This is a genomic window from Pseudomonas sp. gcc21 (genome assembly GCF_012844345.1).
In the GTDB taxonomy this organism is placed as follows: Bacteria; Pseudomonadota; Gammaproteobacteria; order Pseudomonadales; family Pseudomonadaceae; genus Halopseudomonas.
On the sequence record NZ_CP051625.1, the window covers coordinates 1,522,084 to 1,535,344 of the forward strand.

Genomic DNA, 13,261 nt, shown 5'->3' on the forward strand with positions numbered 1-13,261 from the left:
CAAAAGGTCGCTGGTGATTCCTCTGGTACTGACGGGTCTCGCCTGGCCTGCCGTCGGCCATGCGGATCGTTATCGTACAACTCAGCATGATTTTGGAGGTGTTGGCCTTTTACAAACGCCGACCGCTCGCATGGCGCCTGAAGGTGCTTTCAGCTTCAACGCCAATCGCACCTCGCCCTATAGCCGCTACAGCATTTCGGTGCAGCCCTTGCCCTGGCTTGAGACGAATATTCGGTATATCGCCATTACCAACCGCGACTATTCTGCTTCGTCGACGGGCCAAAGTCTGAAAGATAAAGCCATCGACGCCAAGTTCAGATTGTGGGAAGAAAGTTACTGGTTGCCGCAAGTAGCATTGGGCTTTCGGGATATGGGTGGTACCGGTCTGTTTTCCAGCGAATTCCTGGTGGCCAACAAACGCTTCTACGACCTGGACCTGAGCCTAGGTGTTGCATGGGGATATATCGGTAATCGCGGCGACGTCAGCAATCCCCTGGCCGACCTCGGATTACGCGACGAGCAACGCGCCGGCTCAACCGGCGAAGTGGGCGGCGAATTCAACACCAGCGCATTCTTCAGCGGCCCCGTGGGCGTATTCGGCGGCGTTGAATATCAGACGCCCTGGGATCGTCTTCGCCTGAAGGCGGAAGTCGAGGGCAACGATTATAAATCGGAGCCCCAACGCAACAATCAGGATCAGGACTCACCCCTCAACCTGGCTGCGGTATTTCGGCTCAGTGAAGGCATAGATCTAACGGCGGGCTGGGAACGCGGCAATACTGCGATGTTCGGGATCAGTTTTTCGACCAATCTCAAGACCGGCTCGCATCCGCCCAAGGTACTGGACCCAGCGCCCGAGCCAAAACACGAACTCCCGGCCGGCGTAACGGCCAGCCAAGTGGATTGGCAGGATGTCAGCAACCGTCTACGCGACAATGCCGGTTTTGCCGTTGAAGAGATTGCGGTCAAGGATCGTGAAGTCATCGTTACCGGGAACCAGACTACCTATCGCGAGGAAGCGAAGGGACTCGGCCGCGCGGCGCGCGTGCTGGATAACAGCCTCGGTGAAGGGACCTATGACTGGTACACGCTGGTTAACAAGCCACGGGGTATGGAAACCAGCGAAAGCAGTATCCGCCCTGATCGGCTGCATGCACTTGAAGAAAATCGCCTCACGCTGGAGCAGATGCGCCGCACCACGGTCAATGCCATGCCTAGCGTGGTGAGCAAGGACGTGGTACACCGCGAGCCACTCGACAGGTTCGATGCCGGGATCTCGCTGGGCTACAACCAGAACGTGGGCGGCCCGGATGACTTTATTCTCTATCAGCTTCTAGCTCGGGCTAGTGGCGAATACCGGTTCAGTCGCAATGCCTGGGTGGATGGCAGTGTCGGCGTGGATTTGCTGAATAACTTTGACAGATTCGAGTACGACGCGCCCAGCAAACTGCCCCGCGTACGCACCAACATTCGCGAATATCTAACCACCTCGGACGTGGTGCTTGAGCGCCTGCAATACACCCAGACCCAGCGCATGGGTAGCGACCTGTTTGTAATGGGCTATGCCGGTTTGCTCGAGAGCATGTTTGGCGGTGTCGGTGGCGAAGTATTGCTACGTCCACATGGCTCTGACTGGGCGGTGGGTGTTGATGCGAACTGGGTGAAAAAGCGCGGCTTCCGGCAGGATTTCAGCTTCCAGGATTACTCAGTCTGGACAGGCCACATGACCGGCTACCTGCAGACCGACTTTTATAATGTATTGGCGCGCGGCAGTGTGGGGCGGTATCTGGCAGGCGATTACGGCGCCACGCTGGAGCTCTCCCGTCGATTCAATAACGGCATCACCATTGGGGCCTGGGCGACTAAAACCGACGTGCCTTCGGAGGATTTCGGTGAAGGCAGCTTCGACAAAGGTATCTACTTCACCTTTCCCTTCGATGCCTTCTTCGCCAGATCCTCCACCTCGCACGGTACTATCGCCTGGAATCCGCTTACCCGCGACGGCGGCGCCCGCCTGGCTCGATACCATCAACTGTATGACATGACCGAATCGCGCAATACCGACCGGTTTAACGAAGGGTTTGAGCGAATTCTGGAATGAGTGGGAAAAGGGATGCTTCGGCTGATTTTTCCGGAATGTCGACCAAGTCGCCGAATCAACGCCGCGACACTGGCTCTCAGGCTAGCCGATATCGCTGCACAAAATCGGGGCGCCCTGCGGACGCCGTCGCGGCGAGGTCGCCCCCTCCTACCAGGTCCGCAGCCAAACAAATGATTTGTCGTCCTATCGAATCACCGCATCGCATGTGGCGACGTGCAGAACTGCATGGCCGGACTTATGTGTGAAAATGGAGCAAATATGTGGTTTAGGTTAATGCGACGCTGGGTCCGGTGGCGTCCGGCATTCCGTATCATGTTCTACGCGCTGGTCTGTCTCGGTATGTTTCTCGGCATGCGCCCTACGCCGCCACCGGTAGCTTTCAACGGTATGGCAGTGCTCTATCACGCCGGCGGTCTGTGCGCCTGTACCCTGCTGAGCTACCTCGGGCATCCCAGATGGGAATGGTGGGTGCGTTTTGTGCTGATGTTTGCTGTGGGGTTGGCAGTAGAGATGGTGCAATCCTTCCACCCAACACGCAGCGCTGATGTCTACGATCTGTACGCCAACAGCATTGGCGTAGCGATAGGACTGGCCATGATCTGGGCGTGGCGCAGCTGGAGCCGCAAACGCTTTCATCCGAGCAGTTCAAGGGCTTGAGCCACCGGGGAAAGCCCATCCAGGTTCGCAACGCCAGCCTGGGGGTGTAACGCGCGTGCGCTACGCCAGCGATAACACCGCACTTCGACACCGACCACGTCGGCACGCCCAAATGCCGCCCGAGCCGCACGCTAACCCCAGTAAGACGCAAGTCTACCAACGCCACGCCAGCCTGGGGGTGTAGCGCGCCTGCGCTACGCCATGCTTTGATCGCCCCACGAACCTTCGGAATATGCGCTAGACCACTTCCACTCCGCTGCGGTCCGACACAGCCCAGCCTTAACCGGATTCTGATGGATATATTCAACAGCCGTCCGGAAATGATGCTCGTCACGTACAAAACGATCCCAGTAATCCCGCATCCATAAGCTACGAGTGGGAACTCTCAAGCGCAATCGATCATTGTTTAAGAACATCCACCGCGTAGTCACCGATTTCCATGTTTGGACGATTTTTGGCAATGAATACCAGGTATCGATTAGCACGTGGACATGGTTCGGCATAATGCACCACGCAATAAGCCTATAACGCTGCCCGTGGTGATACTTCAAGGCATCTTCCAACGCGGCAGCCATCTTCTGGTTACGCAAAGCACAACAACCAAGCCCGCTATCCAGCCAAAGCTCAATGTTCCTGCGCTGGTAGCTGCCGCGTTCGGACTCAGGAAGCGTCTTCGACTCTCGCGCTAGCTCGCGAAGCAAATGCTGGGGAATCGAGTCGGCTAAACGGAAGGTAATAAATTGAATGCAGTGCGGGTCATCGCGATGTGGGGCGGAGCCGGAGTAATACCAACCTTTCCATGAGGTATCGGTGGGCTCGCGGTTCGAGCGCATGATCATCTTCCCTGTTTATTAGAAAGACGAGGTTAGCAAGCGAGGTTTGCGAGTGACGCGAGCTTATGCTCAGTTTCAGAAATCGTGTTGTGGACTAGATCCCGGTGCTCTATGGCGGAGCGAAGATCTATTTCAAGCGTGAGAAGCTCAATCTATCAGCGCGCCCAAACAGCGCCCCGACTTGCCATTCAGCCTCGTTGGCTAGCTCGAGCGCGGACCACCCTGTCGGCGCGCCGGCGCACGCCAACCCCAGGGAGAAGCCAGCCCACAACCGCAGCGCCAGCCTGGGGGTGTAGCGCGCCTGCGCTACGCCAATCTATGCGATAACACCGGGCTTCGACACCGACCACGTCGGCACGCCCAAATGCGGACCACCTTGTCGGCGCGTCCGAACGCGGCCCGAGCCGCACGCCAACCCCGGGATAACTCATACAACGCAGCGCCAGCCTGGGGGTGTAGCGCGCCTGCGCTACGCCATTATCCTGAGCACCACCGAAATATCAGAAAGCGCTTCAATCCCGCCGCTTAGGCGGTGCCAGCCCGTCTGCGCTGGTCACAACCTGCCCAACCGGCGCGGGGGATGATTTGCGCCGGCCGGCGTGCTTTTTCGATTTGGGCTTTTTAGCTTTATCTTTCTTCTTGTCGTCTTTCTTTTTCTTGCTGCCTACGGGTTTGCCGGAGGCTTTGACCTTTTTCGGTCCTTTGAAGCTTCCTTCTATTTCCTTGACCACCCGCCGCTCAAAGTTGCGCCGCAAATAGCGCTCGATGCTCGACATCAGATTCCATTCGTGCGGTGCCACCAGAGAGATCGCGATGCCCTCTGCCCCTGCACGGCCTGTGCGGCCGACGCGGTGTAGGTAATCATCACCGCTGCGCGGCATGTCGAAGTTGATAACCAGATCCAGCTCGCTGATATCCAACCCACGTGCGGCCACATCGGTCGCTACCAGCACGCCGCTTTTGCCTTCCTTGAAGCGTTCGATGGCCAGCTTGCGGTCTTTTTGGTCCTTCTCACCGTGCAATACGTAGACGCGCATCGAGTCGTCGGCACGCAGTACGCCATTCAACCGATCCGCCGTTACACGTGTGTTGGTAAACACGATGGCCTTGCCGGGGTTTTCATTCGTCAGCAGCCATTTCAGCTGCTTTTCCTTGTGCGTTGCGTCGTCTGCGGCCATGACTTGTTGTTTGATTGCCGGCGTATCGTCGCGCACGCTGTCCAGTTCCAATATCACCGGCTCACGCATGGCGCTTTTGGCCAGACGCTGCAAACCGGCGCTGCCTTTGGTGGCGGAGAACAGCATGGTCTGCCGCGCTTCCGGGCAGGCTTCGGCAATCTTGATAACGTCTTCGCTGAAGCCCATGTCGAGCATGCGGTCAGCTTCATCGATGACCAGCGTCTGCACCTGCGACAGATCCAGATTCACGCCGGCACCCAGTTGTTCAAGCGCACGGCCCGGTGTAGCAACAATAATGTCCGGGTTCTTACGCAGTTTAGCCGCCTGTACTTTGAAGTCTTCCCCGCCAATAACCAGTTCAGCCTTGATGAAGGTAAAGCTCGCGAGCTTCTGAATGTCTTGCAGAATCTGCCTGGCCAGCTCGCGAGTCGGAGACAAAATCAGCGCCCGCGGCGCTTGCGGCTGTCCTTCTTCATTCAGAATGCGCTGCAGGATAGGCAATACGAAGGCAGCTGTCTTGCCGCTTCCGGTTTGTGCGATGACATACAGATCGTCGCCCTTGATCGCAGCCGGAATCGCCGCCCTCTGGACGTCGGTGGGCGTTTCAAATGACAGCGCTTCGAGGCCTTTAAGGAGGCGTTGGTGCAGGTTTAATTCGGTGAACAAGGCAGGCTTCGCTCTACTGGAATCTTCGGAATGGTAATTGATGACAGTGTAACAGTAGAAGCGTTGACGGTGATGATGTAGCGCATCGGTCGTGGAAAGGCTGCTCGTAACAATATCGACGGCACACCGATCCCAGGAAAAACCCAGTCCGCAGCTGCTGCGCCGCCTGGGGGTGTAGCGCGCCTGCGCTACGCCAAGGTTGTGCAAACCACAAAACTCTTGTCGCACTCGCCAGTGCGTCCGGGCGCGGCCCGAGGTCATACCAAACTCGTCGGCGCGCAGGCGCACGCCAACTCCAGGAACCAGCGGCGAGTCCGAACGCGGCCGGAGCCGCACACAGATCCCATGAAAAAACCCAGTCCGAAGCTGCTGCGCCACCCTGGGGGTGTAGCGCGCCTGCGCTACGCCAAGGCTGTTCAAAACCACGAAACTCTTTTCGACCTCGCCGGTGCGTCCGGGCGCGGCCCGAGGTCATACCAAACTCGTCGGCGCGCAGACGCACGCCAACCCCAGGAAACCATCGGCTAGTCCGAACGCGGCCAGAGCCGCACACCGATCCCAGGAAAAAACTCAGTCCGCAGCTGCTGCGCCAACCTGGGGGTGTAGCGCGCCTGCGCTACGCCAACGCTGTTTAACTACGAATCTCTTGTCGACCTCGCCAGTGCGTCCGGGCGCGGTCTGAGGTCATACCAAACCCTGTCGGCGCGCAGGCGCACGCCAACCCCAGGAAAACGTCGGCGCGTCCGAACGCGGCCAGAGCCGCACACCGATCCCATGAAAAAACCCAGTCCGAAGCTGCTGCGCCACTCTGGGGGTGTAGCGCGCCTGCGCTACGCCAAGGCTGTTCAAAACCACGAAACTCTTTTCGACCTCGCCGGTGCGTCCGAGCGCGGCTCGAGGTCATACCAAACCCTGTCGGCGCGCAGCCGCACGCCAACCCCAGAAAACCGTCTGCTAGTCCGAACGCGGCCAGAGCCGCACACCGATCCCATGAAAAAATCCAGTCCGAAGCTGCTGCGCCAACCTAGGGGTGTAGCGCGCCTGCACTACGCCAAGGTTGTTTAAACCACGAAACTCTTCTCGGACTCGCCAGTGCGTACGGGCGCGGGCCGAGGTCATACCAAACCCTGTCGGCGCGCAGGCGCACGCCAACCCCAGGAACCATCGGCGAGTCCGAACGCGGCCAGAGCCGCACACCATCCCAAAGAACATTGGCTAGTCCGAGCGCGGTCCGCAGCGCACGTACTCTTGAGAAACGCACATAAAAAAGGGACATCCGAAGATGTCCCTTAAAACCCAAACGGTAAATCACATTACTGCTTAACGCACACCAGAGGCCCTCAGAGCTGCAGGGGTGAACTGGTTGTAGGACGGTTTGAAATCATACTGAGGTGCGGACGTTTCTTCGGTATACATGCCCAAAGCGATATAGCGGCCAGCCAGCAGGTCGTACAGCGTTTCGATGGCGTAGCCAGGCAGCTTCTGATTGTAGGCAAATGCGATATGCCCCTCACCTACACGCCACAGGGTGCCGCGACCATCATAGTGATCAGCCAGATTAATCATCCACGAGTCTTCATCGACGAAGAAGTTACGCTGAGCATAGATATGACGCTGCCCTTGCTTGACGTCGCCCTGTACTTCCCACACACGGTGCAGCTCATATCGGGTGAACTCAGGATTGATGTGGCCAGCCTTTAGCACGTCGTCGTACTTGACGCCTTTCTCGGTCAGTTTATACGCGTTGTATGGGACGTAAATTTCCTTCTTGCCGACCAATTTCCAGTCATAACGGTCGGGTGCGCCGTTATACATGGAGAAGTTATCAGAAGTACGCATCCCGTCCGACGCGGTACCCGGGCCGTCATAGGAAACCTGAGGAGCCCGGCGAACCCGACGCTGTCCTGCGTTATATACCCAGGCCATACGCGGCTCTTTCAGCTGATCCAGCGTGTCGTGAACCAGCAGAACATTACCAGCCAGACGCGCTGGGGCATTCACACGTTGCTTGAAATAAAGCAGCGTGTTGGGCACTTCTGCTTCATTCACATCGTCCATGTACTGCGGGTAGCCAACCTCTTCTTCCATCTTGATCAGGTTGTAGGACCCATTGGTCTGCGGCATGGCCTGCATATACCAGCGTTTGACGTTGCTACGCGCGCGAGTCATATGATTCCAGACCACCTCCGCGCCCGATTTTGGAATCGGGAAAGCAAAACTGCCGTGGGCGAAATCGGAGATGCCATCGCCGCCGTTAACCAGCTTGGCCTGTCCGGCCGTACGCTTGACCTGCTCGTAGGTCTCTTCAGGATAACCGACAGTCCGCTTGGTTTCGTAGATCGGCATCTGGAAGGTATCGGGGTAACGCTCGAACATGGCTACCTGCCCAGGCGTAAGCTTCTCGCGGTATTCCTGGTAATTCTGCGCAGTAATAACAAATTCTGGCTGGTCATTCGCAAGCGGGTTTGCATAGAAGTTATCCTCCAACGCTCGCCCTGCATCGGTGGGCAAACCGCCAGTCCATTCAGGAATGGTCCCGTCGGCATTGCCCGCTTTTTCTGCGCCGATTGGCGTCAGCTCGTTACCCAGCTTATTGATCTCATCCTGAGTTAATGACTGCGCCATCACGCCAGATGCAACAAGACTCAAAGCCAGACCACCGACACCACATAGAGTTTTTCGCATACGCTTCATTTTTATTTTCTCCTGTTGCGCTCTTAGAAACTGACGCCAACGCTCAACGCAGCGAAGTCACGGTCAACCATGGTGTTGTACTTGCCATCGAAGAAGTTGGTGTAACTCAGGCTGGCGTTGTACTTGTTAGCGTAATCAGCATTCAAACCGACGCTGATAGACTTTGCGTCCTCCTGGAAGCTCGGACCGTAGCCTTCCACGTCATGCGACCATGCCAAGCTCGGACTGAGGTTCACGCCGGCGAAAACGTTGCTGTACTCCAGGCTCGAGCGAATGCGATAACCCCACGAGGTACTGGTGTAGAAGCCATCCGTTTCGCACCAGCTAGCGCCTCTTGGCGAAGCGCCATCGTTAGATGAGCAGCTTCCATCGGCGAATGGGCTTTGGCCAAATAGTGAGTCACGCCCATATTTTGTCGTTCCGGGAGCGTCACTGATGCCGCCGATGTGGGCGACACCCACTTCCCCGACCAAGGCAAGACGACTTGCTCCAAAAATGCGGTCGATGAAATGCACCGCTGTAAGCTGGGCTTGGATGTAATCCTTACGCTCGTAACCCTGGATGTAATCTCCAGCGTCTACGTTGCCGGCCAGGCCACGATGGGTGTTGTCGCTTCCGGGTACGGCGATCCCGCCGCCGAGCGGCACTACAGCTGTCAGCAATGCGGCCCGGCTCATATCACCGGTACTGATTTGCATGGGCATGTTTGGCCGGTAAGAGATTTCGCCCCCAACGGAGGTACCACCGAGCGAGGTCTGGAAGCTCAAACCGTAAAGACGGATGTCTTCAGGAAACTCGAAGAAATACCCGGCCGGCCCCAAGTCTCCTTGATAGCCTTCGACTGGTGCGATTACACCGGGAGCTGCCAACGCAGCAGCTGGTATCGCTCCGGCGCCTACCAAGGCGTTCGGCCCCAACGCCCGGCCAGCGATATTTGAGTAAAGAGGCGCACGGCTGTGGTAGTTCATCGCATAGAAGCCGAGCTCAGTGTCATTCAAAGCAGGCAGATACCAGCGGAACGCAAGACCGTACTGGCCGCTATCGCTAGCTTCCTTATCTTTTAGACGTACTATGTAGTCAGTCACACCCAAACCGGCCAATGCGCCGGCTTGCAGCGTTGGATCACCTTGTGGTCGGTCCGGACCCGCTACAACCAGGCGGTCAGTACAGCCTCTACCGGCAGTATCTGTGCCAAAGAAGGTGCCGCAGTTATCAACCACCGTTGGCGCCCACTTCAACTGATAAAAGGCCTCCATGCTCAGGTTGTCCGTCAGCCCTTGGGACAGATACAGCATCTCAACGGGCAGCAATCCTTCTTTGATTTCAGCACCAGGCCGGCGGAAAGCGGAGACATCGATAGGGTTGATCGAATTGATTGAATTCTGAATGAAGGTACTTTCACCCCAGCTCACTACCTGGCGGCCGAGTCGAACGTTGCCGGGATTATTGCCAATGAAGTAGTTGTGATAGACGAAGGCATCAAGCAATTGCACACCAGAGCCTTGCTGCAACGGGTGCCTACCTGAATCGCTAATGTCGTAAAATCGCTGGCTGCCATCCTTGGTTTCGAAGTCGTACCAATAGTTGCCACGGAAGAAGGCGCCGCTATCTCCATAACGCAACTCCAGGTCGTGGGAGCCTTTGAAAATCTTGGAAAATACGTCGCCACTCTCGTAGTTGAGACGGCCATCATCGCTAGTCCGCGCTACGGCTTCGCCACCTTGAGGCACGCCGTCGACAGAGGTACCAAAGTGGATGAAACGCTCGTCGGCGTCTGCAGTGGAGACACTCGCCCCGATCGACAGCTGCGAATCAAATTGTGCGTCGATAGGTCCAATATTGAAGTTAACCGCATGTGCCGCTCCTGAAAGGCTGGCCAGGCTTATTGCCAGCGGTAGCGCCGAAAGCGTCCAGGCATGCATTTTTTTTGTCATTGTGCTGCTCCATTAGATTTAACCTTGAATGCACGGGTGGGGATGGGTCCCTGCATCGATGGTTAGTCTGTCATGGCATTTTTGCTTGTTTTGTCCGAATGGGACCGATTCTTTTACTGAGGAGGACATTCACCGCTGGAATGACACAGATCACATATCAGGAATACTTTGTTCTTATTTTTTGCCTAATGGCCAACCATATATTACTTTTTATTACATCCTTCCAAGACGATTCTGCTGTTCAGAACAACAATAACAGGCAACCAAATGAACCAGTCTTTTCCCCCACTACCCTGCCAAAGGCTTCAGGAACGGGCGTTTTGGGCGCAGGGAATATGTAAAACACTTGAGCTTTTCGGTAAAAGCGTAAGAGATCTCCCGGCAGATCTGCGGGCGCATTGCGCACCCAGCGATCTAAGCCTTGCCCAGATCAGCCAGACTGACATGAATCGCCTATGGCATATCGCTGGCCGATTGACTCAGGATGACACCTTCGGGCTGTTGATGGGCAACCGATATCATTCCAGTACCATCGAACTCCTCACCCTCGCAGCGAGCAGCAGCGAAACGGTGGGCGATGCAATCCAGCGCATGGTTCGCTACATGCCTGTCTTCAGTACCCAGGTTCAGCTGTTTTCCCTCGAAGATGAACATTTCCTGACGCTGTATTTCGAGCCGCGCGGTACACCCCATGCTCTCCACCTGGAGTCCGTCGCTGCGCAATGCCAGAAAATCTGGAAGGTGCTGGAGGACGGAAGACATCCGCTGGTATTGGAGACCCGCCTGACAACAGAGCACGACAAACAACGCGGCCGCTGCGAGGAATTGATGGGCGGTCGGGTACGCTTCGGATCGAAACGAGTAGCTGTACGCATGGACCGGCGCTTGTTGAGTAATTCGCTGCCTTCGGCAGATGCCTTTCTGCGTCGGCGTCTCGATTTTGCCCTGGAAGACATGCTGAATGATCTGCCTAATGTGGATTTTGCCGAACAAGTGAAACAGCGCATTCGCGTTCTGGTCTCCGAACGGGAGATTTCCGAGGAACTGGTTGCTACACCCTTCAACATGAGCCCTCGCCATCTAAGGCGCAAGCTCAGCGAAACCCGGACGACTTATGAAAAGCTGCTGGACGAGGTCAGGATGGAGCTTGCAATGCGGCTTATTCAGGAAGGACGGCTGAACCTGGGCCGAATCGCGTTTGAACTTGGTTTCCTCGACCCAAGCAGCTTCACGCGCGCATTCCGCCGCTGGACAGGCATGAGCCCTACGGCGTTTCGCAGTGAATTACAGGGCAAGGCAACGGGCTTGATTGGCTGATTTGGCGTAGCGCAGGCGCGCTACCCCCCCAGGACGGCATTGCCTTGTACGGGCTTCCCTGGGGTTGGCGTGCGGCTCGGGCTGCGTTGGGACGCGCGGACGGGGCAACGGCGGGACTTATCAACGGGACTCTGAGTTTTTACCCTACTTTGGCGTAGCGCAGGCGCGCTACACCCCCAGGATGGCATTGCCTTGTACGGGCTCCCTGGGGTTGGCGTGCGGTTTGGGCCGCGTTCGGACGCGCCGATGGGGCAACGCTGAGACTTATCAAACGGACTCTGAGTTTTTACTGGCTTTGGCGTAGCGCGGGCGCGCTACACCCCCAGGATGGCATTGCCTTGTACGGCGTGCATTCGCCGCACAGGTCGTCGCATCTTCAGCATGAACACGTAAAAAAGGGGCACCCCACGGGTGCCCCAATGCCCAAACGATCGCGTCCATCGCGACCACTTTCCCCAAAGCTTTTAACGCACGCCCGAGGCTCGCAATGCGGCTGGAGTGAATTCGTTCATCGAGGGCGAGGTGCCAAACTTCGGCGCTGACTCTTCTTCGTTGTACATACCCAATGCTATGTAGCGGCCTGCCAGCAGGTCGTACAGGGTTTCGATAGCGTAGCCCGGCAATTGCTCGTGATAGGCATGAGCGATGTGACCTTCGCCCACCCGCCACAACGCACCACGACCGTCATAATGATCGGCCAGAGTGATCAACCAGGAATCCTCGTCGACAAAGAAATTACGTTGCGCGTAGATATGGCGTTGTCCGCTCTTGACCGTGCCCTCCACCTCCCAGACCCGGTGCAGTTCATAACGGGTATGTTCAGGATTGATGTGCCCTTTCTTGAGGATATCGTCGTACTTCAGCTCGGGGCTGGATAGCTCATAAGCGTTGTAGGGAACATAGATCTCTTTTTTGCCGACAAGCTTCCAGTCGTAACGGTCAGGCGCGCCACTGAACATCGAAAAGTTATCAGTGGTACGCATGCCGTCAGAGGCAGTACCCGGGCCGTCATAAGCCACCTGGGGGGCGCGGCGTACGCGACGTTGCCCGGCGTTGTACACCCACGCCATGCGCGGCTCTTTGACCTGATCAAGGGTGTCATGGACCAGCAATACGTTGCCGGCCAGACGCGGCGGCGCTTCAACCCGCTGCTTGAAATACAGCAAGGTATTGGCCGCCTTCTCCAAATTCACGTCAGGCATGAACTGCGGATACGCAGCTTCTTCACGGAACTTGATTAGCGTGAAGGAGCCGTTTACCTGTGGCATGGCCTGCGCATAACTGCGCTCCACGTTCTTGCGATAACGGGTCAGGTGATTCCAGACCACTTCGGCGCCGGACTTCGGAATAGGGAAGGCGAAACTGCCGTGGCTAAAGTTGTCTATCCCGTCGCCATTGTTAACCAGGCTGGCCTGGCCGGCGGTCTGCTTGACCTGCTCATACACGTCAGCAGGAAAAGCAACAGTACGATGACTCTGGTAGACGGGCATCTTGAAGGTGTCCGGGTACCGCTCGAACATCGCAACCTGGCCAGGCGTTAGATGCTCCTTGTGCTCGTTGTAATTCTGCGCAGTAATCACGAACTCCGGCTCGCTTTTGACCGGATTGTCCCGAAAACCACGTTCCAGCTCGGCTCCGGCCTCCGGGCTGAGACCGCCGGTCCACTCTGGAATCGTACCGGCGGCGTTACCGGCCTTTTCGGCACCAATCGGGGTAAGGCTATTGCCCAGTTGAGCAATTTCGTCCTGACTCAGAGCCATCACGCCCGTTGCGATCAAGCTGAGAGCCAGCCCGCCTACCCCAATTATTGTTTTGCGAAAATGCATGTTTCGTTCTCCAAACGATGAAGGTGCCACTCGGGTAAATGGCTGTATTTATTCA

General features: G+C 56.8%; 8 protein-coding genes. 3 read left to right on the forward strand and 5 right to left on the reverse strand.

Annotated features, from left to right (window positions below):
* Window positions 1–13 precede the first annotated feature (13 nt).
* Together HG264_RS07080 and HG264_RS07085 are read left to right on the forward strand one after the other, a co-directional pair.
* Entirely contained in the window at window positions 14–2,101 is a 2,088-nt protein-coding gene (locus HG264_RS07080) for a YjbH domain-containing protein (protein ID WP_169409040.1), read from the forward strand.
* 258 nt (window positions 2,102–2,359) lie between these two features.
* Complete coding sequence (locus HG264_RS07085; RefSeq protein ID WP_169407010.1) at window positions 2,360–2,758, forward strand: VanZ family protein; 399 nt, start codon at window positions 2,360–2,362, stop codon at window positions 2,756–2,758.
* A gap of 194 nt (window positions 2,759–2,952) precedes the next feature.
* On the opposite strand, the gene HG264_RS07090 is transcribed toward HG264_RS07085, so the two are convergent.
* The 4 genes from HG264_RS07090 to HG264_RS07105 form a co-directional block, all read right to left on the reverse strand.
* The gene (locus tag HG264_RS07090; protein ID WP_169407011.1) at window positions 2,953–3,591 is read right to left on the reverse strand and encodes a transposase; all 639 of its coding nucleotides are present in this window, start codon (window positions 3,589–3,591) and stop codon (window positions 2,953–2,955) included.
* A 512-nt stretch (window positions 3,592–4,103) separates the two neighbouring features.
* Window positions 4,104–5,435, reverse strand: coding sequence for a DEAD/DEAH box helicase (locus HG264_RS07095; protein ID WP_169409041.1), 1,332 nt, complete (start codon window positions 5,433–5,435; stop codon window positions 4,104–4,106).
* 1,320 nt (window positions 5,436–6,755) lie between these two features.
* Complete coding sequence (locus HG264_RS07100; protein ID WP_169409042.1) at window positions 6,756–8,120, reverse strand: DUF1329 domain-containing protein; 1,365 nt, start codon at window positions 8,118–8,120, stop codon at window positions 6,756–6,758.
* Window positions 8,121–8,152: 32 nt separating this feature from the next.
* Window positions 8,153–10,063, reverse strand: a complete 1,911-nt coding sequence (locus HG264_RS07105) for a DUF1302 domain-containing protein (RefSeq protein ID WP_169407012.1) — start codon at window positions 10,061–10,063, stop codon at window positions 8,153–8,155.
* Window positions 10,064–10,330: 267 nt separating this feature from the next.
* On the opposite strand from HG264_RS07105, the gene HG264_RS07110 reads away from it, so the two are divergent.
* Window positions 10,331–11,380, forward strand: coding sequence for an AraC family transcriptional regulator (locus tag HG264_RS07110; RefSeq protein WP_169407013.1), 1,050 nt, complete (start codon window positions 10,331–10,333; stop codon window positions 11,378–11,380).
* 464 nt (window positions 11,381–11,844) lie between these two features.
* On the opposite strand, the gene HG264_RS07115 is transcribed toward HG264_RS07110, so the two are convergent.
* Entirely contained in the window at window positions 11,845–13,206 is a 1,362-nt protein-coding gene (locus HG264_RS07115; RefSeq protein WP_169407014.1) for a DUF1329 domain-containing protein, read from the reverse strand.
* Window positions 13,207–13,261: the final 55 nt, after the last annotated feature.